This window comes from Pseudomonas sp. AL10 (assembly GCF_029960685.1).
Lineage (GTDB): Bacteria > Pseudomonadota > Gammaproteobacteria > Pseudomonadales > Pseudomonadaceae > Aquipseudomonas > Aquipseudomonas lactis.
In genome coordinates this window covers 27,799-54,722 of record NZ_JASBQZ010000013.1, presented here as the reverse complement: position 1 = coordinate 54,722, position 26,924 = coordinate 27,799, and the positions used below count along the sequence as shown (strand labels likewise).

Sequence of the window (26,924 nt, the reverse complement as noted above, 5' to 3'; positions counted from 1 at the left end):
TTCAGTGACCATCGGGCACAGCCAGCGCTTTGCCGGCCATGGGCCTGTCGCTATACTGCGCGTCAACTTCACGGACCAAGAGCCGAGCGCAAGTGAACCGGCCCACGCCAGTAAAAACCGATAACTTCTTCCTGCTGATCTTCCGGGCACTGCGCCATCGCCGTGTACCGATTGCATTGCGCATCGCCAGCCATAACGTGATCCTGGTCGCTCTGGCCCTGGTGATCTACGCCTGCGTGATGGGTTTGCAGTTCAAGCAGGCCATGCACGAGCAGGCTGATGCCCTGGGCGCAAGCCTGACAACCCAGACCGCCACTTCGGCGACTGAGTTGCTGGTGTCCAACGACATCCTCAGCCTCAACGTGTTGCTCAACAACCTGACCAAGAACCCGCTGGTGGCCCACGCCGCTATCTATAGCGTGGACAACCGGATCATGGCCGAGGCCGGGCAGCGCCCGAAAAACGGCCTGCTCGGTGAGGCCGAAGGCCTGTACCAGAGCAATATTACGTTCCAGGACGTGAAGGCCGGCCAACTGCGTATCAGCCTTGATATGCAACAGTTCCAGCAGCCGATGACCATCAGCCTGCAAAGCATGGGCATCCTGAGCGCGATCCTGCTGGCTTTGGCCCTGGCCTTGAGCCTGCGCCTGGGTCGGCATATTTCCACGCCGTTGATGCAACTGCGCATCTGGCTGCGGGATATCGACGAACACACCCCGGCTACCGATCGCCAGGATGAAATCGGCGACCTCGCGCGCCAGCTCCACGCCAGCTTTGCCCCGGAGCCGAAAGCGCCTGAAGTCGAGCCCGAGCCTGAGTACGACGACACCGAGGACTACAACGACGAGCCTGAGTTTGAAGTGCGCGACCTGCGCGACCCAGGCTTCGATGACAGCGCCCCGGTGGCCGGCCTCAAGCCTGCACCGCGCCATGTGATCAAGGCCGAGGAAGACGAGCTGGACGACGAAGACCCGTTCGCCGACCTGCGCGACACCTCGGCAGTAGCACCGCTTGCCGCACCGAAACCGGTTGTGGTCAAGAACGCCGAGCCGCAGCACAGTGCCGTACTTGCCGTGCAACTGGGTGCCCAGGAGCAACTGCGCCGCCTGCCCCGTGCCCGCCTGACCGAACTGCTCGAACGCTACCGCGACTGCCTCGACCAGGCCGCTTCGCTCTACCAGAGCGAACTGCATACCCTGAACGATGGCAGCACGTTGATGCTGTTCCACAGCGAAGACAGTGGCGAAGACTACCTGACCAATGCCATCTGCTGCGGCGAACTGCTGCGCGCCCTGGGCCACGCCCTGCAGATCGAAGTGGCCGACAGCGGCATTACCCTGCAACTGCAGCTGGGCCTGACCGTGGGTGACGACCTGTTTGGCATGAGCCAGATCGACCTGCTGCTCACTGAAATCGCCCAGGATGCCCTGGCCCTGTCCCAGCACAGCCGCAACCTGCTGTTGGTGGAGCGCAAGATCAGCGAAGACACACTGATCCGCCAACGCGCGCGTATCCGCCCGATTGCCAGCCCTGAGGGGGCCAGCTGTGTGGAGCGATTGATGGAGCCGTATCCGTCGATGCTGGAGCGACAGTTGGCGCGGATGCACGAGACCCGTAAGCCCTGAGGCTAAGGCCTTTTGTAGGAGCGAGCTTGCTCGCGAAAAACTCACAGACGCCGCGTTTATTCAGAAAGCACGCGTTATCGTTGACGCTTTTCGCGAGCAAGCTCGCTCCTACAGAGCAGCCCAATAAAAAGGCCCGCTTATTCAGCGGGCCTTTTGTTTGTGCGCGATTCAGATCAGAACCTGAACACTTCCAAGTCCGTACGAATCGGCGTGGCCATCGGCATCTTCGGTTTTTCCGGGGCCGCAGGCTTGGCCTGGGCCGGGGCCTGTTTACGCGGTTGCACTTCGGCAATTGGTGGCTGGTTGGCCAATGGCTTGAGTGCCACCGACAACTGCTGCGCCAGGTGCTGCAACAGCACACCCTGGGCCTGGACCTGGGACGCGGTGGTGCCGGCGTGTTCTTCCTGCAGGTGCACAATGCGGTTGTCCCGCACCTGCCCGCGACGGTCGATCAGGCGCCACTGCGCATCCAGGATCGCCGGTTGCGACTTGCCGGAATCCAGCCGCGTAATGGTCAGCAACACCTGTACATCCGGAGTGAACCCGGAGGGCCCCGGTGCCAGGACCACACGCTGGCTGTCCAGCTGGCCGGCGACCTGACGCAACATCAACTGGTTGATATCCGACGACAGGCTACCGGCCCAACGACCATCTGTGGAACCTTGCAGGCTGCCGTCGCTCTGACGTTGAAGCAGGGTTTCGCGTTGCAGGTAATCGGCAACGACCACCGGCCCCAGCAATACTGCCATGCCAGCGGTTTGGGCTGGCTGAGCCGGACTTCCGCTGTCCAGCTGGTACAGCGACACGGGTTGGTGTGTGCTGCAACCCGCCAACCCCAAAAGGCCAGCGAGCATCAAAAATAGAGGAAGGCGTGGAGCAGTCATCATCCCATCCAAGTGGCTGCCACAAGGCGAACCACAATGTAATACTAAAAATAACCTGAACACGCTCGGCCACGCCGGCGCTGGAAAGGCCATATCATCCGTGAATATGCGCCATGACTCCAGCGCGAAAGCATCGATCTACGCGTTAAATCGTAGATCGAGGCCTCTAGTACCGATTAAACCGGCGTTTCGACCAGCAAGGCATCCACTCGCTGGAAACCTCGTGGCAGTTTGTTACCCCGCCGGCCACGCTCACCCTTGTAGTGTTCTAGGTCGTCAGGGCGCAATGACAACGTGCGCTTGCCAGCCTGGAGCACCAGGGTAGAGCCTTCCGGGATGACGGCGATGTCAGTCACATACTCTTCGCGACTGGCCACCCGGTCACCGGGAATCCCGATAATCTTGTTGCCTTTACCCTTGCCCAGCTGCGGCAAGTCGCTGATCTTGAACACCAGCAAGCGCCCTTCGGTGGTCACCGACGCCAGCCAGTTGCTTTCACGGTCCTCCACCGGCCTTGGCAGAATCACCTTGGCGTTGTTCGGCAGGCTCAACAGCGCCTTGCCCGCCTTGTTTTTGGCCTGCAGGTCTTCGCCCTTGACCACGAAGCCGTAACCGGCGTCGGAGGCGATGACATACAGCGAATCGTCATCCGGCAACAGCACGCACTCGAAATTCGCCCCCGGTGGCGGCGTAAGGCGCCCGGTCAACGGCTCGCCCTGCCCCCGTGCAGACGGCAGGGTGTGGGCCGGCACCGAATAACTGCGCCCCGTCGAATCGATAAACACCGCAAACTGATTAGAGCGCCCCGCGGCAGCGGTCTTGAAGCCATCACCGGCTTTGTACGAAAGGCCGGTGGCGTCAATATCATGCCCTTTGGCGGAGCGAACCCAACCCTTTTCCGACAAAACGACGGTAATTTTCTCGTTGGGCAACAGCTCGGTTTCGGTCAGCGCCTTGGCTTCAGCGCGCTCGACGATAGGCGAGCGACGGTCATCGCCATAGGTTTCTGCGTCTTTGATCAGTTCGCTGCGCACCAGCTTCTTGAGCTTGGCTTCGCTGCCCAGCAGGGCTTGCAGCTTGGCTTGTTCCTTGAGCAGCGCATCCTGCTCGTCGCGCAGCTTCATTTCTTCCAGACGTGCCAACTGGCGCAAGCGGGTGTCGAGGATGTAGTCCGCCTGGATTTCGCTCAGCTCGAAACGCGCGATCAGCTCGGCCTTCGGGTGCTCGGCGGTACGGATGATATGAATCACTTCATCCAGGTTGAGGTAGGCAATCAGCAAACCGTCCAACAGGTGCAGACGGCGCTCGACCTTGTCGAGGCGAAATTGCAGGCGGCGACGCACGGTCTGCACGCGGAATTCCAGCCATTCCACCAGCAGATTGCGCAGGTTCTTCAACTGCGGCTTGCCGTCCAGGCCAATGATGTTGACGTTGACACGGTAGCTGGACTCTAGGTCGGTGCTGGCAAACAAGTGCTGCATCAGCACTTCATGATCCACCCGGCTGTTGGTCGGGATGATCACGATGCGGCACGGGTTCTCGTGGTCGGACTCGTCACGCAGGTCGGTCACTTGCGGCAACTTCGACGGCTTGGCCTGCATCAACGCGGCGATTTGCTCCAGCACCTTGGCACCCGATACCTGGTGCGGCAGCGCGGTCACAATAATGTCGCCGTCTTCGATGTGGTACACGGCGCGCATACGCACCGAGCCCTTGCCGGTTTCGTACATCTTCAGCAGGTCGGCGCGCGGCGTGATGATTTCTGCTTCGGTCGGGTAATCCGGGCCCTGGATATGCTCGCACAGCTGCTCGACCGTAGCCTTGGGCTCATCCAGCAAGCGCACGCAGGCGGTGGCGACTTCGCGCAGGTTGTGCGGCGGCACGTCGGTGGCCATGCCGACCGCAATACCGGTGGTGCCATTGAGCAGGATATTCGGCAAACGCGCCGGCAAAACCAGAGGTTCGTCGAGGGTGCCGTCAAAGTTCGGGCCCCAGTCGGCCGTGCCCTGGCCCAGCTCGCTGAGCAGCACTTCGGAATAACGCGACAGCCGCGCCTCGGTGTAACGCATGGCGGCGAAGGATTTGGGGTCATCCGGTGCACCCCAGTTACCCTGGCCGTCCACCAGGGTATAGCGGTAGCTGAACGGCTGGGCCATCAGCACCATGGCTTCATAGCACGCCGAATCGCCGTGGGGGTGGAATTTACCCAGCACGTCACCGACAGTACGCGCCGATTTCTTGTGCTTGGAATCAGCGTCCAGGCCCAACTCACTCATGGCGTAGATAATGCGCCGTTGCACGGGCTTCAGGCCGTCGCCGATATGCGGCAAGGCACGGTCCATGATCACGTACATGGAGTAGTTGAGGTAGGCATTTTCGGTGAATTCAGCCAGCGACCGGCGTTCTACGCCATCTAAACTGTCTGCGAGGATGTCACTCATGCGGGCCTCATCATGGGGTAAGGCGCAGCGGAACTGCCGCTGCGCTGATTCAATTCAAAAAAATCTCGATTCATGGCTGGGCACTCCAGCCGCCGTCCGGGGCGGCGAAACGATAGACCATCGGACGTTTTTCACCATCGGCACGCGGGCCGAAATTGTTGTCGATCCCGACCCAGGCACCGTCGGCATCCACCAACAGGGCTTCAGCCAGGCCATACGACTGGGGGTAACGTCGCTGCGGCGTCAGGGCTTCGTCGGCAAACGACCAGCACTGCTCAACCTTGGCCGTGAGCGGGTCGCGCCGGCAGATCTGGAACGCATTGCGCTCCAGGGTAAACAGCTTGCCGTTGAACAGCGACAAGTCGGCAAAGTCCTTGGACACGGCCTTGGCGTTGGGGAACTGCGCCGGCTGCACTTCCTGGCCGGCCTCGCTCAACAATACACAACGACCATCGCAATCCCATACGCTCTGCCCACGCTTGATCGAGACCAGGCCACGGCGTTCGCGCTCGGCAGCCAGCCAGATCTGATTGCCTTCAGGGTTCACCGCCAGGCCTTCGAACAAGGCATTAAAGTGCAGCAACATGCCACTGGCCCTGGCTTCACGCACCATGCCCGGCGCGATTTTCAACCATTCGGGCGCGCCCGTCGCGGGCACCTGCAACACCGCGGCATGGGCTTCGCTGACAATGTAGCGGTTACCTGCGGCATCACAGCTGATGCCTTCAAAGTCCAGGTCACCGCCGCGTATAAACGAAGCGGCCTTGGTGCGCGAACGCAAGCCCCAAGGCAGGCCGGACTCGGGCACGGGCGGCACGTCGATCTTCAGCGCTTGCGCGCTCCAGGCCGGCGCACGGGTATCCAGGCGGTAGATCTGGTCATCATCGCGGTCCGAAACCGTCCACAGCTCGTTGTCACATAACGCCAGGCCCGACAGGTTCCCGCCGCGCATGCCGTCCACCGGGTGTTCCGAGACCAGCTTGAGCTCTGCCATGGGCGCGGCAGCCACCTGGGTGACCGCCAGCCCGCTCAACATCAGGATCGCCAGGGCGACGCCTGTGCGCATCAGCCCAGTACCTCGGCCAGGTTGCCTTTGGATTCAAGCCAGGTCTTGCGGTCGCCGGCGCGTTTCTTCGCCAGCAGCATGTCCATCATTTCCGAGGTGGCGGCGAAGTCTTCCAGGGTCAACTGCACCAGGCGCCGGGTGTTCGGGTCCATGGTGGTTTCGCGCAGTTGCGGCGGGTTCATTTCACCCAGGCCCTTGAATCGCGTGACCTGTGGCTTGCCGCGTTTCTTCTCGGCCACCAGGCGGTCAAGGATGCCATCGCGCTCGGCTTCGTCCAGGGCGTAGAAAATTTCCTTGCCCAGGTCGATGCGGTACAGCGGCGGCATGGCGACATAGACGTGACCGGCATCCACCAACGGGCGGAAATGCTGCACGAACAACGCGCACAGCAAGGTAGCAATGTGCAGGCCGTCAGAGTCGGCGTCGGCGAGGATACAGATCTTGCCGTAGCGCAACTGGCTCATGTCTGCCGCGCCCGGATCGACGCCGATGGCGACCGCGATGTTATGCACTTCCTGGCTGGCCAGCACTTCGCTGCCATCGACTTCCCAGGTGTTGAGGATCTTGCCGCGCAACGGCAGGATCGCCTGGAACTCCTTGTCCCGCGCTTGCTTGGCGGAACCGCCGGCGGAGTCACCTTCCACCAGGAACAGCTCGGAACGCATCGGGTCTTGCCCGGCGCAATCGGCCAGTTTGCCCGGCAGTGCCGGGCCCTGGGTGATGCGCTTGCGCTCGACCTTCTTGCTGGCTTTCAAGCGACGGCCGGCGTTGTTGATCGCCAGTTCCGCCAGGGCCAGGCCCAGCTCGGGGTGCTCGTTGAGCCACAGGCTGAACGCGTCCTTGACCACGCCAGAGACAAACGCCGCCGCCTCGCGGGACGACAGGCGCTCTTTGGTCTGGCCGGAAAATTGCGGTTCCTGCATCTTCATCGACAGCACGAACGCGATGCGCTCCCACACGTCTTCCGGCGCCAGTTTGACGCCGCGCGGCAACAGGCTGCGGTATTCGCAGAATTCACGCATGGCATCCAGCAAGCCTTGGCGCAAACCGTTGACGTGGGTGCCGCCCTGGGCCGTGGGGATCAGGTTGACGTAGCTTTCCTGCACGCTGTCGCCACCTTCGGGCAACCACAGCAGCGCCCAGTCCACCGCTTCTTTATTACCCGACAGGCTGCCGCAGAACGGCTCGTTGGGCAGGCGTTCGAAGTCGCTGACCGAGTCTTCCAGGTAAGAGCGCAGGCCGTCTTCGTAGTGCCACTCGACCTTCTCGCCGGTACCTTTGTCTTCAAAGCTGACCAGCAGCCCCGGGCACAACACAGCCTTGGCCTTGAGCACGTGCTTGAGGCGGCTGATGGAGAATTTGGGCGAATCGAAATACTTGGGGTCCGGCGCAAAGTACACGCTGGTGCCGGTGTTGCGCTTGCCCACGGTGCCGATCACTTCCAGGTCGGTGGCTTTGTAGCCATCGGCGAAAGTCATCTGGTACTCGTTGCCATCGCGCTTGACCTTGACCCGCACCAGGGTCGACAGCGCGTTGACCACGGAAATACCCACGCCGTGCAAACCGCCGGAGAACTGGTAGTTCTTGTTGGAGAACTTGCCGCCGGCATGCAGCTTGGTAAGGATCAGCTCGACGCCCGGCACACCCTCTTCGGGGTGAATGTCCACCGGCATGCCACGACCGTCGTCGGACACTTCCAGGGAATGGTCGGCGTGAAGGATGACTTGCACCGACTTGGCGTGCCCGGCCAAGGCTTCGTCGACGCTGTTGTCGATGACTTCCTGGGCAAGGTGGTTCGGCCGACTGGTGTCGGTGTACATGCCGGGGCGTTTGCGCACCGGGTCGAGGCCCGAGAGGACTTCGATGGCGTCGGCGTTATAAGAGCTAGCGCTGGGAGTGGCCATGGGGTCTCGTCGTGAGTCGTTCGATTAAAAAGTGACCTGCGATTTTCTACAGTGACGAAAAATCGAAGGATTGAAACTGATCTGCGCCAATGCCGGCAAAGCACAACAGTGCCGGCAATTGCTGGGCGAACCCCTGGTAACCATGGTCGCCACCGGCCTGGATGCGCAAGGCGCAGGCCCGGTAATACTGTTGGGCCAGGCGATAATCCAGGGTTTCGTCCCCGGTCTGCAACCACACCTGATAACGCGCGGCATCCTGGGGAGCCGGTACTTCCAGCTCGGCCAGGGCCGTGACGTGGTCCTGTGTCAATTCCCAGGTCTCATCGGTGTAGAGGTTCTTCTGGGTGCCCAGGTAACCGTCGAACATCCGATGGGGGCTGACCGCCGGGTTGACCAGCAGCGCCTTGAGGCCATGGCGTTCGGCAAGATGGGTTGCATAGTAGCCGCCGAGTGAGCTGCCGACCAGCAGTGGCCGGCCCAGTTGCGCAATCGCTTGCTCCAATTGAAGAATTGCCTGACGAGGGTGGTGATGCAGCGCCGGCACACGCAGCTGGTCGGACAGGCCAAGGGCATCCATCACAGTGGTCAACTGGCTGGCCTTGTTGGAAGCCGGCGCACTGTTGAAACCGTGGATATACAGGATCGAAGCGGACATGCCGGGCTCTCCGTGCTGAGGCCAAAGAGGCGCAGTTTACAGGGAATGCAGGCAGAAGCGGACCCAATGTGGGAGCTGGCTCGCCTGCGATGGCGGCGATTGAGTCAACGAGTCAGCGCCAGGTACACCGTCATCGCAGGCAAGCCAGCTCCCACCTTTTGATCAGTGTTTGCAGGCCTTAATAGCCGTTGCTGCCGTAATCGACCGTAAAAGCGAAGCCTTTGACCCGTTCCACCCCCGTTTCCAACCGTCCGTCGCCATGCAAGCGCAACCAGCGATACCCCGGTGCCTGCTCGCTGACCTGGAAATCCTCACTTCCCGGCGCAAACTGGATACAGGTAGACGGCGAAGCCAGCAGCCGCACACCGTCGCGCTCGCTGTCGATCTCCTGATGCACATGCCCCCACAGCAATGCCTTGGTCTGCGGAAAGCGCTCAAGCACTGCAAACAGCGCTTCGGGGTTGCGCAGGCCGATCGGTTCCATCCACGCACAGCCGACGGGCACCGGATGATGGTGGAAACACACCAGGTGATGGCGGCCCGGCGCCTCGCTCAAGGCCTGCGCCAGCAGTTGCAGTTGCGCGTCTTGCAGGTAGCCCGGCACCGACCCTGGTACCGCCGAATCCAACAGAGTGATACGCCAGTTGCCGATATCCACCACCGGTTCGAGCAAATCACTGTGCATGGCAGCCTGGGCCATGACCTGCGGTTCGTCGTGGTTGCCAGGAATCCAGCGCGCCGGAGCGCCAAGGGACGCGGTCAAATCGCGAAACTGCTGGTAGGACGCCAGCGTGCCATCCTGGGACAGGTCGCCGGTCGCCAGTATCAGGTCGATGGCCGGCTGTTGCGCGCGCACCAGCTCGACTACCCGCTGCAGGCTTTCACGGGTGTTCATGCCCAGCAGCGTGGCGTCAGCGTCAGCAAACAGATGGCTGTCGGACAACTGCACCAGCAACACGGCATCAGGATTCACGGCGGATACACTCGGCAAGGCGCTCTCCCTGGCAACTACAGGAATGGATAATTGGCGCGATTATGCTGGGGCAGGACACAAAGAGGAAACCCAAGGAAACAGACGCAGTTCACATCTACCGCACCACTTCAAACTCATGGCCCAAGGCCAGGCAGTGGCTGAGCCATTCGCCGAGGAACACATTGAGCTGTGCTTTCTCATCGGGCTGGTGCATGAACACGTTCGGGTAAGGATAGATGCTGCGAAAGCGTCGCGCATGTTCGGCGCTGATCACTTCGGCCATACGCGCGTCGTGGTACACCTGCACTTCCAATTGCGGCACCGGCAACCACGGCAGGCTGTGCTCCTGGCGTACCCGCAGGGTGGTGGTGTAGGGGCAGGTGAGAATGACTTCCAGGGTCAGCACGCCGAGCATCTGGTCGCCGTGGGTGACAGCAATGCGCCGCGCCTGGGGGGCGTGGCGCATGTCCGGGAGCAGGCGCATCAGCCGCGCATAGTTGGCCTCGCAGGCCGCTTGCAGCCCGATCAGGTCAACTCGATAACGTTCCCGTGCCTTTACTGCCATAACCCCCTCACTTCCGCGCGATTAAGCGCAAGCCATTGCAGGGCGATAATGCTGGCTGCGTTGGAAATCTTGCCGTCGCGCACCGCCTGCAAGGCATCTTCGAAGGCCCAGGCGGTGACGCGGATATCTTCTGCTTCTTCTTCCAATCCATGGACCCCACCCGCGCCCGAGCTGTCGCAACGGCCCAGGTACAGGTGGACAAATTCGGTACTGCCGCCAGGCGACGGGAAATACTTGGTGATCGGCCACAGCGCGGAGAATGTCAGCCCAGCTTCCTCTTCGGCCTCGCGGTGTGCAACCTCCTCGGGTTGCTCATCCTTGTCAATCAGGCCGGCGACCATCTCCACCAGCCAGGGGTTATCGGCACGGCCCATGGCGCCGACGCGGAACTGTTCGATCAGCACCACCTCATCGCGCTGCGGGTCGTAGGGCAGCACGCACACGGCGTCATGACGCACGAACACTTCGCGGTTGATCACCCGGCTCATGCCGCCGTCGAATTTTTCATGGCGCAGTTGCACGCGATCGAGCTTGTAGAAGCCTTTATAGGCATTGTCACGCTGAACAATCTCGATCTTGTTCGGTGTCGACTTCGCGATGTCGGTCATGGTGTCCCTCGTTAAGCTCGTGCAATGGGCGCCATCCTAACGCGCCGACGCCCGTTGATGCAGCCCCTTTGCGGTTGCCGGGAGAGGCGGCGAACGTCAAACTCACTGCAATCAGTTTAGTGGCGAACTGGCGGCCACGTTGGCAGTCCAAGCGCTACTCTTTTCGCTTTCCATCGATTTACGAAGGACACACATGTCGCTTTTAAGAATCGCCTCCGTGGCCTGTATTGCTTTGACCCTGGGTGCTTGCCAGAGCCTGTTCCAGCCCGCCTATCTCAAGCCGCTGGACGTTACCACCGACAAGTCGGAGCAGATCAAGCCCGGCTGCGACAGCCCGGCCTGCCCGCTGGTGAACATCGACACCGTGCATTTCCCTGCCGAGCCACAACTGGACAGCCTGGTGGAACAGCGCCTGCTGCAAATGACCCGCACCACGCCTGGCGCCAGCGTGCCGGCGAGCCTGAACGCCTATCGAAACACCTTCCTGCGCGAGTCGCCAGACCGCCACGGCATGTACTTGCAAGCCAAGGTACGTGACCAGCATGACGGACTGGTGATCGTTGAAGTGTCCAGCTACCTGGACACAGGTGTCGCCCACGGCGAGCCAGGCCGCGGGTTTATCAACTATTCACGGATTCTGCATAAGGAACTGACCCTGGCCGACATGCTGTTGCCCGGCCAGGAGCAAGCCTTCTGGAATACCGCTAAAGTTGCCCACAACAGCTGGTTGATCAGCACCAAGATGGACCGCGACCCAGAATTCGTGAAGAGCTGGCCGTTTCAGAAAACCCCGAACGTGGCCCTGACCAGCGGCGGCGTGGTGCTCAAGTACAACGTCAGCACCATCGCCCCTTACGCACAGGGGCTGATCGAAATCACCCTGCCCTATACGCGCCTCACCGGTGTGATCAAGCCTGAACTGGTGCCGGCACGCCGTTGATCGGTTGACGGTTCAAGGGTGTTATTGCAGAGGGAGATTGGGTGTTTGTCGGATCGTTATCGCGGGCAAGCCCGACTCCCACAGGGGACCGTTTGTGAACACAAAATCTGTGTACCACTCGGCCAACTGTGGGAGCCGGGCTTGCCCGCGATGACGGCGGTGCAGACACCGCCGCCTAAGGATCAGACCTTCTTGTAGAGCTGGCTACCTTCCTGCTTGAACCGCTCAGCCTGCTCGGCCAAGCCCTTGGCCACGTCCACATCCACCGCATCAATGCGCTGGTTGGCCGCGTACTCACGCACTTCCTGGGTGATTTTCATCGAGCAGAACTTAGGCCCGCACATCGAACAGAAATGCGCGACCTTGGCCGAATCCTTCGGCAAGGTTTCATCGTGGTACGAACGTGCGGTATCCGGGTCCAGGCCGAGGTTGAACTGGTCTTCCCAGCGGAACTCGAAGCGCGCCTTGCTCAAGGCGTTATCGCGAATCTGCGCGCCGGGGTGGCCTTTGGCGAGGTCGGCCGCGTGGGCCGCGATCTTGTAGGTAATGATCCCGGTCTTCACGTCGTCCTTGTTCGGCAAGCCCAGGTGCTCCTTGGGTGTGACGTAGCAGAGCATGGCACAACCGAACCAGCCGATCATTGCCGCGCCGATACCCGAAGTGATGTGATCATAGCCGGGCGCAATGTCGGTGGTCAGCGGGCCTAGGGTGTAGAACGGCGCCTCGTCGCAGCATTCCAGTTGCTTATCCATGTTCTCCTTGATCAGCTGCATCGGCACATGGCCGGGGCCTTCGATCATGGTTTGCACGTCGTGCTTCCAGGCGGTTTTGGTCAGTTCGCCCAGGGTTTCCAGTTCGCCGAACTGCGCGGCGTCGTTGGCGTCGGCAATCGAACCCGGGCGCAAGCCATCGCCAAGGGAGAAGCTGACGTCATAGGCCTTCATGATTTCGCAGATTTCGTCGAAATGCGTGTAGGTGAAATTCTCTTTGTGGTGGGCCAGGCACCACTTGGCCATGATCGAACCCCCACGGGAGACGATGCCGGTCACGCGCTTGGCAGTCAGCGGCACATACCGCAGCAATACCCCAGCGTGGATGGTGAAGTAGTCGACGCCCTGCTCGGCCTGTTCGATCAAGGTGTCGCGGAACAGCTCCCAGGTCAGGTCTTCGGCTGCGCCACCGACTTTTTCCAGGGCCTGGTAGATCGGCACAGTACCGATTGGCACTGGCGAGTTGCGGATGATCCACTCGCGGGTTTCGTGGATGTGCTTGCCGGTGGACAGGTCCATCACCGTGTCCGAGCCCCAGCGAATGCCCCAGGTGAGCTTCGCCACTTCCTCTTCGATGGACGAACCCAGGGCGCTGTTGCCGATGTTGCCGTTGATCTTCACCAGGAAGTTACGGCCGATGATCATCGGTTCCAGCTCGGTGTGGTTGATGTTGGCCGGGATGATCGCGCGGCCCCGGGCGATTTCTTCGCGTACGAATTCAGGCGTGATGATTTTCGGCACGCTGGCGCCGAAGCTGTGGCCGGCGTGCTGCTGATCCAGCAAGCCACTGGCACGGGCTTCTTCAAGCTTCATGTTTTCGCGGATGGCGACATATTCCATCTCGGCCGTGATGATGCCTTTGCGCGCGTAATGCATCTGCGTGACGTTGGCACCGGCCCTGGCGCGGCGCGGGTTCTTTACATGGGCAAAACGCAGGGCGGTCAGCTCGGCATCGCTCAAGCGCTGCTGGCCGAAGTGCGAGGTGAGACCGGGCAGGCGCTCGGTGTCGTCGCGTACTTCGATCCACGGCGAGCGCACGTCGGCCAGGCCTTTGCGCACGTCGATAATCACATTCGGGTCGGTGTAGGGGCCGGAGGTATCGTAGACGGTAACCGGCGCGTTGATTTCACCGCCGAAATCGGTGGGGGTCACGTCCAGGCTGATTTCACGCATCGGCACGCGAATATCCGGGCGGGAGCCCTGCACGTAGATTTTTTGCGAGCGGGTAAACGGCTGCACGGAGCCGGAGTCGACCTTGGCCGATTCACTCAGGTGCACGGTATTTTTTAGTTTTGTACTCATCACAGGCTCTCCAACTTATCCAGGCGGTGGATTTTTGTCGGAGCGAACCTGTGACGGACGGACGCACTGGAACCAGTGCTGTGCTTGGCGCACGAGGGCTGTTCGATTGTCGAACAACATCCCGGACGAAGCACAAGAGGACTCGCCGGGTGACGAGAAATCTTGTTCCCTACGCAGGCGCTAACCTGATCAGGTTCAACGGGATCCGGTATTTACCGATCTCAGCCTTCCAACAAGGCACCCCGACAAGAACGCGGCCAGTCTAGACCATGGCGTGGGCAAATTGCCAATAGCGGTTTATTCAGCGTGATGAATGGCGTGATCGTGGGATTGTTGTGCGCAGGCCCCGCTACTACACTCGGGCACGGCCTCAAGGCTTGACGCCAGGCATGGCCAGCCTTAGCCTTGGGCGCTGAATTATCACCGTAATATTCATACTAGGGATCGCCTCATGCTGCGCAAACTCTCACTGGCTGTTGCCGTGTCTTGTGCGACCAACGGACTGGTCTGGGCAGCTGAAGCGCCCTTGTCCGCCAACACCGACCTGGTCAGCGTCTATCAGGAAGCGGCGAACAACAACGCCGACCTGGCCGCTGCCCGTGCCCAGTACGGCGCGCAAAAAGAAGTGGTGCCCCAGGCCCGCGCGGGCTTGCTGCCGAACCTGTCCGCCGGCGCCGATAGCAACAACGTGCGCACCCAGATCGACCAGCCGGCCGCCACGGCCAACCGTGACGCCCACTCCTGGCGGGCCACCTTGAGCCAGCCACTGTTCCGCGCCGACCGCTGGTTCCAGCTGCAAGCCGCCCACGCGGTCAACGAGCAAGCCTCGCTGCAACTGTCGGCCTCGGAGCAGAACCTGATTTTGCAAAGCGCCGAAAGCTATTTCGCCGTGCTGCGTGCCCAGGACAACCTGGCGTCGACCAAGGCCGAAGAAAACGCCTTCAAGCGTCAGCTCGACCAGTCCAACGAACGCTTCGATGTGGGCCTGTCGGACAAGACCGATGTGCTGCAATCCCAGGCCAGCTACGACACTGCCCGAGCCAATCGCATCCTGGCCCAGCGCCAGGTGGACGACGCCTTCGAAGCGCTGATCACCCTGACCAACCGCCAGTACAACTCGATCCAGGGCATCGTCCACACGCTGCCGGTGCTGCCGCCGGCGCCGAACGACGCCAAGGCCTGGGTCGAAACCGCCGGGCGCCAGAACCTCAACCTGCTCGCCAGCAATTACGCGGTAACTGCCGCAGAAGAAACCCTTCGGCAGCGCAAGGCCGGCCACTTGCCGACCCTCGACGCGGTTGCGCAATACGAAAAAGGCGACAACGACGCCCTGGGCTTCAGCAACCCGAATCAGTTGCCTATCCCGTACGGCGGCGATGTGTCGCAACGCACCGTCGGCCTGCGCTTGAACATCCCGATCTACAGCGGCGGCCTCACCAGTTCGCAAGTGCGCGAATCCTATTCGCGCCTCGACCAGACCGAGCAGCAACGCGAGGGCCTGCGCCGCCAAATAGTGGAAAACACCCGCAACCTGCACCGTGCAGTCAACACCGATGTGGAGCAGGTGCAAGCGCGTCGCCAGTCGATCATCTCCAACCAGAGCGCGGTGGAAGCCACGGAAATCGGCTATCAGGTGGGTACGCGCAACATCGTCGACGTGCTGGACTCACAGCGCCAGCTGTACGCGTCGGTGCGCAACTACAACAACAGCCGCTACGATTACATCCTCGACAACCTGCGCTTGAAGCAGGCGGCGGGCACGCTCAACCCAGGGGACTTGCAGGATCTGGCGCGCTATCTCAAGGCCGACTACAACCCGGACAAGGACTTCCTGCCGCCGGACCTGGCCAAAGCCGCTGCCGAACAGCTCAAGGCCCGCCCCGGCTATTAAGCGCACCGCCAACCCAATGTGGGAGCTGGCTTGCCTGCGATGCAGACACCTCGGTACATCAGAGGTACGCCGAGGTGATGCTATCGCAGGCAAGCCAGCTCCCACATTGGGTTGGTGTTGTCAGTGTTTGATCAGTCTGTCCAAGCCATCCAGTAAACGCTTTAACGCGCCCTGGTTGGCCTGCATCACCTTGAGCCCCGCCTGCGCCATCTTGCGTGCGTCCTGAGGCAACTCAAACAACTGTCGCACCGCTTCGGCCAGCCCATCGGCATCGTCCACCTCCCGCAAAGCCCCGGCGTCGCGCATCATCGCGGTGATGTCGAGGAAGTTGAAGACATGCGGGCCCATGATCACCGGTTTACCCAGCGCGGCCGGTTCCAGCGGGTTGTGCCCGCCGGTCGGCACCAGGCTGCCGCCGACGAATGCGCTGTCGGCCAGGGCGTAAAGAAACAGCAATTCGCCCATGGTGTCGCCAAGCAGCACCGAGGTTTGCTCGGTGACCGGCTCACCACTGGAGCGACGCACGGTGGCAAACCCTTGCTGCACACAGCGCTCAAACGTCGGGCCAAAGCGCTCCTGATGACGGGGCACCAGAATCAGCAGTGCATTGGGATAGTTCGCCAGCAACTGGCGATGAGCTGCCAGCACCACGTCGTCTTCACCTTCGTGGGTACTCGCGGCGATCCAGACCGGACGCTCGCTGGCGCCCCATTGTTCACGCAGGGCGGCGGCGCGGGCCGTCAACTGAGGGTCGATGCTCAGGTCGAACTTGATCGAGCCGGTCACTTCCACGGTTTCAGGGCGTGCGCCCAGGCTGCGGAAACGTTCGGCCTCGGTCTCGGTCTGTACGGCGAACAGGCTCATGTCTGCCAGCATCGGCGCCGTCAGCTTGGCAAATCGCGCGTACCCCTTGGCCGAGCGCGCCGACAACCGCGCATTGGCCAGCGCCACCGGGATACCGCGCTGGGCGCAGGCATGGATATGGTTGGGCCACAGCTCGGTTTCCATGATCACCGCCAGCGTGGGCTGCACGCGGTCGAGAAAACGCTTGGCGGCACAGGGCAAGTCGTACGGCAAATAGCAGTGCTGGATGCGCGGCTCATTGGCAAATAGTGCCTGGATACGCTCGGAACCGGTGGGCGTCATGCAGGTGACGGTGATCGGCAACTGTGGATAACGCGCCATCAACCCGCGAATCATCGGGGCGGCGGCAATGCTTTCGCCCACCGACACCGCGTGCACCCAGATACCGCCGGGGCGCATCACCGGCAAGCCATAGGAGAACCGCTCGCCCACACGCTTGGCGTAGGCCGGTGCCTTGCGCGCGCGCAACCACAAGCGTAAGGCCACCAACGGCAGCGCCAGGTAAAACAGACAGTTGTAGAGAGTTCTATTCATGGCGGCGGAGTTTATCGGCTTTTTCAGTCGATCGCCTGCAAGCACTCGGCAAAACGTTTGGCCAAGAAGCGCGCGGCGGGCCCAAGGTGCTCGTCGCGGCGCCACACCAGTTCCACCACCAGGGCGGGCGGGGTCCATTCGCTGGCCAATTCGACCATCTGTTGCTGGTAGGTCGGGTATTGCACGATATGCCGAGGCAGCCAGGCCCAGCCCAGGCCACTCATCAGCCATTCGGCCAATACGTAGAAGCTGTCGGCGCGCCACACCAGGGGGCTGGCCGCCTCGCTGCCGGGGTAGACGCTGGTCTGGGTCGACATCAGCAACTGCCGAAACTGGGCCAGGTGTTGGCACGTCACGTACTGCTCCTTGGCCAACGGGTGATTGACTCCGCACACCGTGACCATTTCCACACTGCCCACCACCCGTCGCTCCAGGGCTTCGGGAATCTGGTCGTGATAGAACAGCAGCCCCAGGTCCGCCTTGCGCTCCACCAGCTTGCGCGCCACATCGCCCTGGGCTGCGCTGGACAACTGCACCTCCAGCAGCGGGTAGTGCACGGCCAGCGCCTCCAGGCTGTCGAGCACAGGCTGGAACAACATCGCCTCATCCTGGGCCAGGCGCAGGCAGGCTTCCTCGCCGCGGGTCAACGATAAGGCCCGGCCCGTGAGGCGCTCACACTGGCGCAGCACCTCACGCGCTTCCTCCAGCAACACACTGCCGGCCTCGGTCAGGCGCGGTTGCCGGCCGCTGCTACGTTCGAACAGCACAACGCCCAAGTCAGCCTCCAGCAGGGCAATGCCATTGCTGACCGCCGATTGCGCCTTTCGCTGCCCCCGGGCCACGGCAGAAAACGAAAGCTGCTCGGCGACGCTGACAAACAGGCGCATCTGCTCCAGATCCCATTGCACGCTCATGGCTCAACCCATCTCAATTCTAGATAGGTAATGACTTTACCCCATCTGGCGAACCTCTAGAATGCCGACCTTATCAAATGCGCATCACCTCGAGGATTGCCCCATGAATGCCGCCTACTATTACTTGGCCATCGCCATCTGCTCGGAAGTGATCGCCACCGTTTCCATGAAAGCCATCAAAGGCTGGAGCACCCCTATTCCGTTGTTGCTGGTGATCGTCGGTTACGGCGTGGCGTTCTGGATGCTGACCCTGGTGGTGCGCACCGTGCCGGTCGGCGTGGCGTACGCGGTATGGGCCGGGATGGGCATCGTGATGGTCAGCATCGCGGCGCTGTTCATCTACGGGCAGAAGCTGGATGTGCCGGCGATGCTGGGGATGGGCCTGATTGTGCTGGGCGTGGTGGTGATTCAGCTGTTCTCGAAAACCGCCGGGCACTGACCGCCACTCAACAGCCTGTATACTGCGCCTCTTGTCTTGAACACTGAGGTCGCCGATGCCATCCGTTATTTCCACCGACGTTCTGATTGTCGGCGCCGGGGTTGCCGGCCTCTGGCTCAATGCGCGCCTGCGCAGCCAGGGGTTTTCCACGGTACTGGTGGAAAGCGCCACCCTGGGCGGCGGGCAAAGCCTGAAGTCCCAGGGCATCATTCACGGCGGTGCGAAATACGCCCTGCATGGCGCCCTCACCGGCGCCTCCGAAGCCATTGCCGATATGCCGCGCCGCTGGCGTGAAGCCCTGGCCGGCAACGGCGAACTGGACCTGTCCGGCGTGCGCGTGCTGTCCCAGGCGCATTACTTGTGGTCGCCCGGCACGATTGCCGGCAACCTCACCAGCTTTTTCGCCAGCAAGGCCGTGCGTGGCCGCGTCGATCAGGTCAAGGGCGACGAACTGCCCCTGGCGCTGCAGAACCCTCGCTTCAAAGGCAAGGTCTATCGCCTGGCCGAGCTGGTGGTGGACGTGCCCAGCCTGATCAACCGCCTGGCGCAATTGGCTGGCGACGGTCTGCTCGCCGGTCAGCACATCGAACCGTTGCTGGACGGTGACACCCTGGTGGGCTTGAAAGTCGATGGCCGTGAGATCCGCGCCCAGCGCATCGTCTTGAGCGCTGGCGGCGGCACGGCGGATGTGCTCGCAGCCCTGGGCCTGAGCCAGCCAGCCATGCAAAAACGTCCGCTGCACATGATCATCGCCAAAGGCCCTGGCCTCAAGCCGCTGTACGCCCATTGCCTGGGCGGCGGCACCAAGCCACGGATCACCGTCACCACCCACCCGGCCGCCGACGGCAACTGGGTGTGGTACATGGGCGGCGATATCGCCGAGGCTGACGGCGTGGCGCGTACGCCTGAACAACAGATCGCCACCGCGCAGAAAGAGCTGGCGCAACTGCTGCCCTGGATCGACATGAGCCAGACCCAGTGGGCCACCCTGCGGGTGGATCGCGCCGAGCCGCTGCAATCGGGGCTGAGCCGTCCCGACAACGCCTTCCTCGCCGAAGACGGCCGCTTGCTGGTCGGCTGGCCAACCAAACTGGCGCTGGCGCCGGACTTCGCCGACCGCGTACTCCACGCCCTGGAGCGCGATGGCATCCAGCCAAGCGCCAGCGCCGCCCTGCCCGAGTTGCCAAAACCGGCAATCGGCCAACCCGCCTGGGAGCAACTGTTGCCATGAGCCTGCCAACCCTGCACGACCTGTATCGCCCGCTGGGCAGCACCGGCATGCTGGTGTCGCCCCTGGGCCTGGGCACCGTCAAGTTGGGCCGCGACCAAGGGGTGAAATACCCCAACGGCTTTCAGATCCCTGGCGACGACGAGGCCCGCATGCTGTTGCGCCAAGCCCGCGAGCTGGGCATCAACCTGATCGACACCGCGCCGGCCTATGGCATGAGCGAAGAGCGCCTGGGGCCGCTGCTGCGTGACCAGCGCAAGGACTGGGTCATCGTCAGCAAGGTTGGCGAAGAGTTTGCCAATGGCGTGTCCCACCACGATTTCAGCGCGGCCCATACGCGAATGTCGATCGAACGCAGCCTGAAACGACTTGAAACTGATTTTATCGACCTGGTGCTGGTGCACTCCGACGGCAACGACTTGCATATCCTCAACGATTGCGAGGTTTACCAGACCCTGGCGCAGTTGAAGAAAGACGGCAAGATTCGCGGTTTCGGCTTCTCCGGCAAAACCGTCGAGGGCGGTGTGAAAGCACTGGAACAGGGCGATTGCGCGATGGTCACCTACAACCTCAACGAACAGGCCGAGAAGGCCGTGATCGACTATGCCGCCGCCCACGGCAAGGGCATCCTGGTGAAAAAGGCCCTGGCCAGCGGCCACGTATGCCTGGAAGCGGGAATGGATCCAATTCAGGCCAGTTTCACCTTGTTGTTCGCGCAAACGGGCGTTGCCAGTGCTATTGTCGGGACCATTAATCCGCTGCACCTGGCCCATAACGTAGCAACTGCTGCCCGGGTCATTCGTCAACTCTGATGCCGCCCACGCGGCCGACCCCGTCGCAAGAAGGAGCCGACATGCCGCGAACGCTCATAAGAAAGAACCCCAGCAACTTCAAGACACTGCCGCTGCACGTCGAAGCCACCCCCGAGGGCCTGAGCTACCAGAGCGTCGGCATGCCGCTCAACTTCGCCCAGACCCTGCAGCGGCGCAAGCCGGTCGAGGTGCCAGACGCCGAACGCTTCGCCCTGGAACTGGCGAACCTCGGCGTCTCGGTACGCCTGACCCTGCACTGGCAAAACAAGGACTACTGGGTGCTGGTGCGCCAACGCCGCCAGGACCGTGGCGACGTGGTGCTCAAGCTGATCTCCGGCTACGTCCCGGCCCATGAACTGAACCTGCCGTTGCACACCGCCATCCAGGAAATCGCCGAGGAGTGCCTGCTCGAAACCCCCGAAGGCTGGCTGGGCGGGCGCTTCAACGACACCTGGCTGCCGGCGCCCTACTCCGCTGCCCTGCATTACCGCGAGGCCCTGCCGTTTCGTCTCAGCCCGCTGTCCGGCGCCGCGCGCCCGGTGCGCTGCGCCACCATGCAACTGATCGAGCGCCCACGGGCCTACGTGCACTTGCCGACCGCCTCGCTGCAATTGATTTATGACCTGCGCCTGGAAGTGCCGAAGGAAGCCAAGTCCCTCAGTTTGTTTCATGTGGATGAGCGTTTGGAGGGTGACCAGTTGGTGGCGCGCCTGGATCGCCAGCGTCCGGACTTGTACTTGATGCCGCTCAAAGATGGCGAGCCACTGGCAGAGTTGTACACGGTCAAGAAAGACCAGCTGTATCCGGCCAGCACGCGCGGCCTGTATCTGGCGGAAAGTTTTGCCCAGCAAGAGGGCTGGCTGGTGCGCGATGAGCGCATTCGCTGGAAGGACTGGCTCAGGCAGCAGGGCCTGGCAGAGCCGGAAAAGGACTCAAAACTCAAGCGCTTGACCGGCAAGGCGCGGCAGATGCTGCGCAAGATCGTGCCGAAGAAAAGCTAGGGGCGAGCAGGCTCGCCCCACGGGGTATCACTCGTTGTTGCGGATCTTCTCGACAATCGCGGTGGTCGAGCTGTTTTCAACCAGCCCCAGCACTTTGACCGTGCCACCGTAGGCGCTGACGATGTCCGCACCCACCACCTGGTCGACACTGTAGTCACCGCCCTTGACCAACACGTCGGGCTTGACCTGGGCCAGCAGGTTTTCCGGGGTGCCTTCGGAAAAGCTGATCACCCAGTCCACCGCGCCCAGACCCGCAAGTACCGCCATGCGCCGGTCAACGCTGTTGATCGGACGGCCAGGGCCTTTCAAGCGGCTGACCGAAGCGTCATCGTTGACCGCAACGATCAGGCGGTCACCTTGAGCGCTTGCCTGTTCCAGATACGTCACGTGCCCGGCGTGCAGGATGTCAAAACAGCCGTTGGTGAACACAATGCTTTCGTTGTGGGCGCGGGCATCGTCAATCGCCAGCAGCAATTGCTCCAGGCCCAGCACACCGCGCTCCGAGCCTTCGGAACGCTGGATGGCGCGGCGCAATTCCGGTGCGCTGATGGCGGCAGTACCCAGCTTGCCTACCACAATGCCCGCCGCCAGGTTGGCCAGGGCCACGGCATGGGGCAGCTCCTCACCGGCGGCAATGGAGGCTGCCAGGGTAGAAATCACCGTGTCACCGGCGCCGGTGACGTCAAACACTTCACGGGCACGCGCCGGCAGGTGCATGGCCGGGTGGCCCGGACGCAACAGGGTCATGCCGTGCTCGCCACGGGTCACCAGCAAGGCGCCCAGGTCGAGATCCGCCATTAGCGCCGCGCCCTTGCTCACCAACTCGTGCTCATCGGCACACCCGCCGACGATGGTCTCGAACTCGCTGAGGTTTGGCGTGAGCAGGCTGGCGCCTCGGTAGACCGAGAAGTCCTTGCCCTTGGGATCGGCGAGCACCGGAATGTTGCGGGCCTTGGCGGCCTGGATCAACACCTGGTGATTCTGCAAGGCGCCTTTGCCGTAGTCGGACAACACCAGCACCTTGATACCGTCGAGCAGCGCGTCGACCTGGTCGCCAAGGGCCAGGGCGTCGGTGGCGAAGGGTTCTTCAAAATCGATACGCAGCAACTGCTGGTGACGGCTCATGACCCGCAGCTTGACGATCGTTGGCTGATGGGCGATGCGCTGGAACAGCGCACGCACACCGGCACCCTGCAGGCTGTTGGCCAGACTTTCGGCCGCTTCGTCGTCGCCGGTCACCCCTACCAGGGAAGCCGGGGCGCCGAGCGCGGCAATATTGAGTGCGACGTTGGCAGCGCCACCTGGGCGGTCTTCGATTTGCTCGACCTTGACGACCGGCACCGGCGCCTCAGGGGAAATCCGTGAGGTACCACCATGCCAGTAACGGTCGAGCATGACATCGCCGACCACCAAGACAGCGGCTTGATTGAATCGCGGCATGGACAACTTCATGGAGCAACCCACATACAAAATGAACAGGGGCGCGATATTAGCACAGGGTTTGCGATGGCTTGCGACCACCGCAGGGCAAATGTGGGAGGGGATTTGCTCTCTGTAGGAGCGAGCAAGCTCGCTCCTACATTTCATTTACCCCGTGATGCCGGGTGGATCAGGTGATATCCGCCTGCACCGGTGCATCCAGGCCCATGGCATGCAGGCGGGCGTAGTAACCGTTCTGCGCCAACAACTCGCCGTGGGTACCACGCTCGACAATCCGCCCGTCGTCCATCACCAGAATCAGGTCAGCCTTCTCGATGGTGGACAGGCGGTGTGCGATCACCAGAGTCGTGCGGCCTTGCATGACCTTATCGAGTGCCGCCTGGATATGCCGCTCGGACTCGGTATCGAGGGCCGAGGTGGCCTCGTCGAGGATCAGCAATGGCGCATTCTTGAGCAACGCACGGGCAATCGCCAAGCGCTGACGCTGGCCACCGGACAACAACACACCGTTCTCGCCCACCTGAGTATCAAAGCCCTTGGGCAATTGATCGATGAAGTCCTTGGCATTGGCATCCGCCGCCGCCGCTTCAACGTCGGCACGAGGCGCACCGGCCAGGTCGCCGTAGGCGATGTTGTTGGTCACGGTATCGCTGAACAGAGTGACATGCTGGGTAACCTGGGCAATGTGCTTACGCAGGTTGAGCAGCTTGTAGTCCTCGATCTCGATGCCATCGAGCAGGATCTCACCACTTTCATGGTGGTAGAAACGCGGGATCAGGCTGGCCAGGGTCGACTTGCCACTGCCCGAACGCCCCACCAGCGCAATCATCTGCCCAGGCTCAGCGGTAAAGCTGATGTCCTTGAGCACATGGCGATCGGTACCAGGGTAGGTGAAGTTCAGGTGACGCACTTCCAGGCGACCGCTGACCTTGTCACGTTCAACAGTGCCGTGGTCGACCTCAACGTCTTCGTCCAACTGTTCGAAGATGCTTTCGGCGCCCGCCACACCTTTCTGGATGGTCGAGCTGACCTCCGAGAGTTGACGAATTGGCTTAGGCAACAAGCCGGCCAGGGTGATGTAGGCCACCATGTCGCCCGCCGAGGCGTCGCCACGCAGGTACAGCACCAGGAACATCAGCACGGCCATGGCGGAGTAGATCACCAATTGCAGCGCCGGGGTGTAGATCGCCCCGGTGCGGGTCATGCGCAGTTGCTTGTTGGTGTTGCTCTGGCTGGCCTTGAAGAAGCGCTTCTGTTCGTAGACTTCGCCGCCGAAACTGCGCACCACGCGGTAGCCCTGGATGGTCTCCGAGGCCACGTGGGTCACGTCGCCCATGGCCACCTGGATCTTCTTGCTCTGCTTGCGAAATTTCTTGCTGGCAGTACTGACCATCACGGCAATCAACGGCAGGATCGCGATCATCACCAACGTGAGGCGCCAGTTCATGTACAGCAAAGAGGCGAACAGGAAGATCACCGTCATGCCTTCGCGAATCACCACCTTGATGGCATCGGTCGCGGCACCCGTGACCATGGTCACGTTGAAGGTGATGCGGGAAATCAGATGCCCGGAGTTGTGGTTATCGAAGTAGCGGTTGGGCAGCGTCAGCAGGTTGTTGAACAACTGCACCCGCAAATCGTGGACCAGCCCCAGGGAGACCTTGGCCAACAGGTAGTTGCCCAGGAACGAGCCCAGGCCTTGCCAGGCCGCGATCAGGATGATCAGCAACGGCACCGCCTGCAGCAATTGCAGGTCGCGCAAAAAGGGCACGGTCGGGAACAGCACAGCTTCCGGATTGGAGAGACCATCGACAAAGTACTTGAGGATGTAACCCAGCATCGGTTGGGTCGACGCGAAAATCAGAAATCCAAGGATACTCAACGCGAACAAGCCCATATAGGGCTTAACGTAACTGAGCAGGCGGAAGTATATTTTCAAGCTCGAAGGGCTTGCGCTCGGACTGGAGTCGGTCATATCACGCGGCGTTTTGAAAAAGGAGGCTGACTTTAGCACAGCTTCTCTGTTGTACTTGCACCCGGCGTAAGCCGCGGCCCGGTTGGATCCTACCGGCGACATTACTTAGCCACTAGCTTAAGATGGTCGGCTTTCTCTTTCTGGAATGGCTTTACTGTATGCACTCCAAGCGCCTTACCTATGGCTCAAATCGCGTTTTCGACTTCCTGGTCCTATGGATTTTGCCTGTTGGCTTGCTGCTGCTCCTGAGTGCACTGTTCTTTGTCGGCAATCGCAATGTACTGCACCGCATTGTCTACATCCTGTTCAGCGTACCGACCTTGTTTCTGTTGTGCATACGCCCTCGGGAGTTCAAGGACCTGCTGCGCGAGCCCCTGGCGATCGCGTTCCTGGCGTTCTCCGCCTGGGCGTTGACCAGTCTGCTCTGGAGCCCCGCGCCCAGTTCCGATACCGACCTGTTCAAGCGACCGCTGAATACCTTCATGCTGTTTGGTGGCTGCGGGCTGTTGCTGCATTACCGCAACGAATTGTTCAAACCGATCTTCTTCAGCGCTGCGGTGATTGCGCTGGTGGTGAGCCTGGGTAATCTGGTGGCGTTCGCCAAGGGCTATTCGCCCGGTTTGCGCATGATCGGCGGCCTGGGCGCGCTTGATAACCCGCTGTTGAGCTCGCATCTTTTTGGGTTCTTCACCGTGTACTGGCTGTACGTCTGCATGACCACCCAACGCATGAAGGTGTTGTGGTTCAGCGTACCGGCCCTGACGATCATGACCATGGCCGTACTGGCGACCGGCTCACGCACGCCACTGGTGGCGCTGACGCTGGCCATACTTTGGATGAGCTTTGTAAGCCGAAATCGTCGTTCGGCATTGCTGATCAGTGGAATGATCCTAGGCGCAGTCGCACTACTCCTGTTTTACCCTGAGTTAATCACCGAGCGAGGCACCTCATTCCGTCTCGAGCTGTGGAGTATTTCACTGCAGCTTATCGCCGAGCATCCCTGGATCGGACATAGCTACGATTCCGAGCTTTACCTGACCCTAGCGGAAGGTTATCAACTGCGCGAGCCCCACAGCTTTGCCCTCGGCGTGCTCTATTACGTCGGCATCATTGGTTTTATCCCCTGGGCCTTCATGCTCGGCTGGGGCCTATACAAAGGTTTGAAGGAGCGCGCCCAGCCGCTGTTCATCCTGGCATCGTCCCTGCTGGCCTATGGCATCGGAGCAGGCCTGACCGAAGGCGGAGGGATCCTGTCACGGCCCAAGGAACATTGGTTCCTGCTGTGGATTCCCCTGGCAATTATCACTGGCCTGAGCCTCGCCCAACGCCACCGCAGCCTGTTGCGCATGAAGGCGCAGAACCTCAAGCCCGCCGCGTTTGAACAGCTGTGCAGCAACGCCCACGTGATTGAAGCCGATGGCCTGGGGCCCAAAGTCCTGCGTCTGGAAGACGGCAGCTTCCTCAAGCTGTTCCGCCCACGCCGCTGGTACACCTCCGGCAGTTTCAACCCGTACTCCGAGCGTTTTGCCAGCAACAGCGAGCAACTGCGTACCCTGGGCATTCCTACGCCGCACATCCTCGGGCTCTACCGCCTGAACGACGCCAGCAGCGCAGTGCGCTACACGCCGTTGCCCGGCCTGACGTTGCGCCAAGCGTTGCAAAGCCTGGACAGCAGCCTGCGTGAGTCACTGGTGGAGCGCTTTGGCCGGTTCATGGCGCAACTGCACGAGCGCGGCGTGTACTTCCGTTCGCTGCACTTGGGTAACGTGTTGTTGATGGACGATGGTGAATTCGCCCTGATCGACGTGGCCGACCTGCGTATCTACCCGTCTTCACTGCGTTACGCATTGCGCCAACGTAACCTGCGCCACATGCAGCGTTATCCCCAGGACCGCAACTGGCTGTTCGAAACGCACTTCGAACAACTGGTCAAAGGTTACGCCTCGGTGGCAAGCCCAGCCGCCACGGCGAAAATCCGCGAACAGGTCCAGAGCCTGTAAACCCCCTCTGTAGGAGCGAGCTTGCTCGCGAAAAACTCACCGGCACCGCGTTTATTCAGGAAGCACGCGTTATCGTTGACGTTCTTCGCGAGC

At 61.6% G+C, this 26,924-nt stretch carries 21 protein-coding genes and 1 riboswitch; of the genes, 8 read left to right on the top strand and 13 right to left on the bottom strand.

Annotated features, from left to right (window positions below; genetic code table 11):
- Nucleotides 1–92 precede the first annotated feature (92 nt).
- Nucleotides 93–1,625: a HAMP domain-containing protein gene (locus QK296_RS14790; RefSeq protein ID WP_003188033.1), complete on the top strand. Its 1,533-nt coding sequence runs from the start codon at nt 93–95 to the stop codon at nt 1,623–1,625.
- A 173-nt stretch (nt 1,626–1,798) separates the two neighbouring features.
- Here the strand turns inward: QK296_RS14790 and QK296_RS14785 are convergent, their stop codons facing one another.
- The 8 genes from QK296_RS14785 to QK296_RS14750 all read right to left on the bottom strand — a co-directional run bounded on the left by QK296_RS14785 (nt 1,799) and on the right by QK296_RS14750 (nt 10,721).
- Nucleotides 1,799–2,512, bottom strand: coding sequence for an ABC-type transport auxiliary lipoprotein family protein (locus tag QK296_RS14785; RefSeq protein WP_282391055.1), 714 nt, complete (start codon nt 2,510–2,512; stop codon nt 1,799–1,801).
- A gap of 173 nt (nt 2,513–2,685) precedes the next feature.
- Nucleotides 2,686–4,950: a DNA topoisomerase IV subunit A gene (gene parC, locus QK296_RS14780; protein ID WP_034134750.1), complete on the bottom strand. Its 2,265-nt coding sequence runs from the start codon at nt 4,948–4,950 to the stop codon at nt 2,686–2,688.
- Nucleotides 4,951–5,020: 70 nt separating this feature from the next.
- Nucleotides 5,021–6,016 carry an esterase-like activity of phytase family protein gene (locus QK296_RS14775; protein WP_282391054.1) on the bottom strand — a complete coding sequence of 332 codons (996 nt, stop codon included), beginning with the start codon at nt 6,014–6,016 and terminating at the stop codon, nt 5,021–5,023.
- Entirely contained in the window at nt 6,016–7,920 is a 1,905-nt protein-coding gene (gene parE / locus QK296_RS14770; RefSeq protein ID WP_003188026.1) for a DNA topoisomerase IV subunit B, read from the bottom strand. The genes QK296_RS14775 and parE overlap by 1 nt, the downstream gene beginning before the upstream one ends.
- A gap of 46 nt (nt 7,921–7,966) precedes the next feature.
- Nucleotides 7,967–8,575 carry a YqiA/YcfP family alpha/beta fold hydrolase gene (locus QK296_RS14765; RefSeq protein ID WP_032893865.1) on the bottom strand — a complete coding sequence of 203 codons (609 nt, stop codon included), beginning with the start codon at nt 8,573–8,575 and terminating at the stop codon, nt 7,967–7,969.
- A 178-nt stretch (nt 8,576–8,753) separates the two neighbouring features.
- Nucleotides 8,754–9,566: a 3',5'-cyclic-AMP phosphodiesterase gene (gene cpdA / locus QK296_RS14760; RefSeq protein ID WP_282391053.1), complete on the bottom strand. Its 813-nt coding sequence runs from the start codon at nt 9,564–9,566 to the stop codon at nt 8,754–8,756.
- Nucleotides 9,567–9,663: 97 nt separating this feature from the next.
- The gene (locus QK296_RS14755; protein WP_003188022.1) at nt 9,664–10,113 is read right to left on the bottom strand and encodes a DUF1249 domain-containing protein; all 450 of its coding nucleotides are present in this window, start codon (nt 10,111–10,113) and stop codon (nt 9,664–9,666) included.
- Nucleotides 10,104–10,721, bottom strand: a complete 618-nt coding sequence (locus tag QK296_RS14750; protein ID WP_003188021.1) for an NUDIX domain-containing protein — start codon at nt 10,719–10,721, stop codon at nt 10,104–10,106. Before QK296_RS14750 ends, QK296_RS14755 begins: the two co-directional genes overlap by 10 nt.
- Before the next feature lie 193 nt (nt 10,722–10,914).
- On the opposite strand from QK296_RS14750, the gene QK296_RS14745 reads away from it, so the two are divergent.
- Nucleotides 10,915–11,661 carry an RsiV family protein gene (locus QK296_RS14745; protein ID WP_003188019.1) on the top strand — a complete coding sequence of 249 codons (747 nt, stop codon included), beginning with the start codon at nt 10,915–10,917 and terminating at the stop codon, nt 11,659–11,661.
- A 182-nt stretch (nt 11,662–11,843) separates the two neighbouring features.
- On the opposite strand, the gene thiC is transcribed toward QK296_RS14745, so the two are convergent.
- Entirely contained in the window at nt 11,844–13,733 is a 1,890-nt protein-coding gene (gene thiC, locus QK296_RS14740) for a phosphomethylpyrimidine synthase ThiC (RefSeq protein ID WP_034134747.1), read from the bottom strand.
- 149 nt (nt 13,734–13,882) lie between these two features.
- A riboswitch (TPP riboswitch) is annotated at nt 13,883–13,988 on the bottom strand.
- A 196-nt stretch (nt 13,989–14,184) separates the two neighbouring features.
- Here thiC and QK296_RS14735 point away from each other — a divergent pair.
- Entirely contained in the window at nt 14,185–15,624 is a 1,440-nt protein-coding gene (locus tag QK296_RS14735; protein WP_169856955.1) for a TolC family outer membrane protein, read from the top strand.
- Between the two features lie 120 nt (nt 15,625–15,744).
- Here the strand turns inward: QK296_RS14735 and waaA are convergent, their stop codons facing one another.
- A complete protein-coding gene (gene waaA, locus QK296_RS14730) occupies nt 15,745–17,022 on the bottom strand; it encodes a lipid IV(A) 3-deoxy-D-manno-octulosonic acid transferase (protein WP_169856954.1) in 1,278 nt (425 codons plus the stop codon).
- Between the two features lie 23 nt (nt 17,023–17,045).
- A complete protein-coding gene (locus QK296_RS14725) occupies nt 17,046–17,936 on the bottom strand; it encodes a LysR family transcriptional regulator (RefSeq protein ID WP_034134745.1) in 891 nt (296 codons plus the stop codon).
- A gap of 103 nt (nt 17,937–18,039) precedes the next feature.
- Between QK296_RS14725 and QK296_RS14720 the strand changes: the two genes are divergently transcribed.
- From QK296_RS14720 to QK296_RS14705, 4 genes are read left to right on the top strand one after another with little or no spacing between them, the layout of a single operon-like run.
- Nucleotides 18,040–18,375: a multidrug efflux SMR transporter gene (locus QK296_RS14720; protein ID WP_003188013.1), complete on the top strand. Its 336-nt coding sequence runs from the start codon at nt 18,040–18,042 to the stop codon at nt 18,373–18,375.
- Between the two features lie 55 nt (nt 18,376–18,430).
- A complete protein-coding gene (locus tag QK296_RS14715) occupies nt 18,431–19,606 on the top strand; it encodes an FAD-dependent oxidoreductase (RefSeq protein ID WP_169856953.1) in 1,176 nt (391 codons plus the stop codon).
- Nucleotides 19,603–20,415 (top strand): aldo/keto reductase, encoded by an 813-nt coding sequence (locus QK296_RS14710; RefSeq protein WP_169856952.1) that lies wholly within the window; start codon nt 19,603–19,605, stop codon nt 20,413–20,415. The genes QK296_RS14715 and QK296_RS14710 overlap by 4 nt, the downstream gene beginning before the upstream one ends.
- A 41-nt stretch (nt 20,416–20,456) precedes the next feature.
- Entirely contained in the window at nt 20,457–21,416 is a 960-nt protein-coding gene (locus QK296_RS14705; RefSeq protein ID WP_003188010.1) for a hypothetical protein, read from the top strand.
- 27 nt (nt 21,417–21,443) lie between these two features.
- Here the strand turns inward: QK296_RS14705 and hldE are convergent, their stop codons facing one another.
- Together hldE and msbA are read right to left on the bottom strand one after the other, a co-directional pair.
- Nucleotides 21,444–22,868 carry a bifunctional D-glycero-beta-D-manno-heptose-7-phosphate kinase/D-glycero-beta-D-manno-heptose 1-phosphate adenylyltransferase HldE gene (gene hldE / locus QK296_RS14700; RefSeq protein WP_032893882.1) on the bottom strand — a complete coding sequence of 475 codons (1,425 nt, stop codon included), beginning with the start codon at nt 22,866–22,868 and terminating at the stop codon, nt 21,444–21,446.
- 157 nt (nt 22,869–23,025) lie between these two features.
- Nucleotides 23,026–24,831: a lipid A export permease/ATP-binding protein MsbA gene (gene msbA, locus QK296_RS14695; RefSeq protein ID WP_034134743.1), complete on the bottom strand. Its 1,806-nt coding sequence runs from the start codon at nt 24,829–24,831 to the stop codon at nt 23,026–23,028.
- Between the two features lie 158 nt (nt 24,832–24,989).
- On the opposite strand from msbA, the gene QK296_RS14690 reads away from it, so the two are divergent.
- Nucleotides 24,990–26,831 (top strand): bifunctional O-antigen ligase/aminoglycoside phosphotransferase family protein, encoded by a 1,842-nt coding sequence (locus tag QK296_RS14690; RefSeq protein WP_169856951.1) that lies wholly within the window; start codon nt 24,990–24,992, stop codon nt 26,829–26,831.
- Nucleotides 26,832–26,924: the final 93 nt, after the last annotated feature.

What these genes read in the sequence shown, in the direction of transcription:
- QK296_RS14785 (WP_282391055.1), bottom strand. Translation starts at nt 2,512, where the DNA reads ATGATGACTGCTCCACGCCTTCCTCTATTTTTGATGCTCGCTGGCCTT.
- parC (WP_034134750.1), bottom strand. Translation starts at nt 4,950, where the DNA reads ATGAGTGACATCCTCGCAGACAGTTTAGATGGCGTAGAACGCCGGTCG.
- QK296_RS14775 (WP_282391054.1), bottom strand. Translation starts at nt 6,016, where the DNA reads ATGCGCACAGGCGTCGCCCTGGCGATCCTGATGTTGAGCGGGCTGGCG.
- parE (WP_003188026.1), bottom strand. Translation starts at nt 7,920, where the DNA reads ATGGCCACTCCCAGCGCTAGCTCTTATAACGCCGACGCCATCGAAGTC.
- QK296_RS14765 (WP_032893865.1), bottom strand. Translation starts at nt 8,575, where the DNA reads ATGTCCGCTTCGATCCTGTATATCCACGGTTTCAACAGTGCGCCGGCT.
- QK296_RS14755 (WP_003188022.1), bottom strand. Translation starts at nt 10,113, where the DNA reads ATGGCAGTAAAGGCACGGGAACGTTATCGAGTTGACCTGATCGGGCTG.
- QK296_RS14750 (WP_003188021.1), bottom strand. Translation starts at nt 10,721, where the DNA reads ATGACCGACATCGCGAAGTCGACACCGAACAAGATCGAGATTGTTCAG.
- QK296_RS14745 (WP_003188019.1), top strand. Translation starts at nt 10,915, where the DNA reads ATGTCGCTTTTAAGAATCGCCTCCGTGGCCTGTATTGCTTTGACCCTG.
- thiC (WP_034134747.1), bottom strand. Translation starts at nt 13,733, where the DNA reads ATGAGTACAAAACTAAAAAATACCGTGCACCTGAGTGAATCGGCCAAG.
- QK296_RS14735 (WP_169856955.1), top strand. Translation starts at nt 14,185, where the DNA reads ATGCTGCGCAAACTCTCACTGGCTGTTGCCGTGTCTTGTGCGACCAAC.
- waaA (WP_169856954.1), bottom strand. Translation starts at nt 17,022, where the DNA reads ATGAATAGAACTCTCTACAACTGTCTGTTTTACCTGGCGCTGCCGTTG.
- QK296_RS14725 (WP_034134745.1), bottom strand. Translation starts at nt 17,936, where the DNA reads ATGAGCGTGCAATGGGATCTGGAGCAGATGCGCCTGTTTGTCAGCGTC.
- QK296_RS14720 (WP_003188013.1), top strand. Translation starts at nt 18,040, where the DNA reads ATGAATGCCGCCTACTATTACTTGGCCATCGCCATCTGCTCGGAAGTG.
- QK296_RS14715 (WP_169856953.1), top strand. Translation starts at nt 18,431, where the DNA reads ATGCCATCCGTTATTTCCACCGACGTTCTGATTGTCGGCGCCGGGGTT.
- QK296_RS14710 (WP_169856952.1), top strand. Translation starts at nt 19,603, where the DNA reads ATGAGCCTGCCAACCCTGCACGACCTGTATCGCCCGCTGGGCAGCACC.
- QK296_RS14705 (WP_003188010.1), top strand. Translation starts at nt 20,457, where the DNA reads ATGCCGCGAACGCTCATAAGAAAGAACCCCAGCAACTTCAAGACACTG.
- hldE (WP_032893882.1), bottom strand. Translation starts at nt 22,868, where the DNA reads ATGAAGTTGTCCATGCCGCGATTCAATCAAGCCGCTGTCTTGGTGGTC.
- msbA (WP_034134743.1), bottom strand. Translation starts at nt 24,831, where the DNA reads ATGACCGACTCCAGTCCGAGCGCAAGCCCTTCGAGCTTGAAAATATAC.
- QK296_RS14690 (WP_169856951.1), top strand. Translation starts at nt 24,990, where the DNA reads ATGCACTCCAAGCGCCTTACCTATGGCTCAAATCGCGTTTTCGACTTC.